We start from the raw sequence: 1,461 nt of genomic DNA on the forward strand, positions 1-1,461 counted from the left end.
GGGGGGTGCCCCTATGTGGTTTGTCAAGCGGCGGTGGGTAGTTGCTGTGCTGGTTGGGGGTCGTAGAGGGAGCCGTCGCGGATCATGGCGTATAGGGTGAGGATGCGGCGGTGGGCGAGGGTGAGGACGGCCTGGTTGTGGTGTTTTCCTTGGGTGCGTTTGCGTTCGTAGTAGGCGCGTGATGCGGGGTCAGAGCGCAGTGAGGCGAAGGCCGAGAGGAACATGGCGCGTTTGAGGCGCTTGTTGCCCGCGTGGGAGACGTACTCGCCCCGGATGGAGGAGCCGGAGCGCCGGGTGACGGGGGTCAGGCCGGCGTAGGAGGCCAGGTGGGCGCCGGTGGGGAAGGTTCTGCCCGCGGTTTCGGCCAGGAAGATGGCTGCGGTCCTGGCCCCCACCCCGGGCATGGAGGTCAGGACCGGGTAAAGAGGGTGGGCCTCCACGAGGGCCTCGACCTGGGCGGCGACGTCACGCCTCTGGGCATGTAGGGCGATGAGCTGGCGGGCCAGGTGGGGCAGCACCACGCCGGCCGCGTCGGTGCCAGCGACCACGACGGTCTGCTTGCCCAGGGCGTCGGTGATGGCCTGCGCCCAGGCGGCATGGCGCTTGGCGCCCTTGGCTTTGAGCTTGGCGTCGATCCGCGCCCGCCCGGCCTTGCGCAGGTCGGCGGGTGTGGGCCAGGCGGCGATCACCTCCAGCACACTGTCGTGTTCGAGCCACTTGCCCAGCACAGTCTCGAGGGCTGGGTGGATCTGGGTGTACAGGCCCCGGATCCGGTTTGCGGTCTGGTTGACCTGCCGGGCCAGGTCCAGGTCAAAACCAGTCAACATCGACAAGGATGCGGCGTCCTCATCCGAAGTGCTGATGGACCTGAGCGTGTGGGGCATGGTGCGGGCCGCCTCGGCGATCACGGCCGCGTCCTTGGCGTCGGTTTTGGCGTTGCCCGGGGTCAGGTCCGCGATACGGCGCATGGACAGGCCGGGCAGGTAGCCCATCATGATGCCCATGGCCTGAGCGACCGCCACTGCCAGGGCACCGATCGTCGCTGGCTGATCCACAGCCACCAGGACCCGACCGTGCTCACCGAGCCGTTGGTAGATCTCGCGCAGCCGGTCCTCGCTGTTGGGCAGGGCCTTGTCGAACAGCTTCTTCCCATCGCCGGTCAGGGCCGTGGCCCAGTGCTCGGCCTTGCCAACGTCGATACCGACGAAGACCTCCACATCCTGAATATTCACCTTTCCGCATCCTTTCGTGCGTTGTTGGGTCAGCCTGTCAGGCAGACAGCCCCGCACCCACGTTACGAAAGGACTCGCGTCAAGCGGTCCGTTCCCCTAATCAGCGATCACCATCCGCCCGCCACCACCGGTGACAACACCCCCCGGATCATCAAACGACAGGGACACGACATCATGCCGGAAGCGGCTGGCCCGGTCCCGGACCACCCGGGACCACCAACAAGGTAAC

1 protein-coding gene is annotated in these 1,461 nt (G+C 67.0%); it reads right to left on the reverse strand.

Features of this window, described 5'->3' with window-relative positions; translation table 11 throughout:
* Positions 1 to 23: 23 nt before the first annotated feature.
* Positions 24 to 1,232, reverse strand: a complete 1,209-nt coding sequence (locus EKN07_RS12365; protein WP_126146570.1) for an IS110 family transposase — start codon at positions 1,230 to 1,232, stop codon at positions 24 to 26.
* Between the last annotated feature and the right edge of the window lie 229 nt (positions 1,233 to 1,461).

The sequence above is a fragment of the Actinobaculum sp. 352 genome (assembly GCF_003957265.1).
Classification (GTDB): domain Bacteria; phylum Actinomycetota; class Actinomycetes; order Actinomycetales; family Actinomycetaceae; genus Asp313.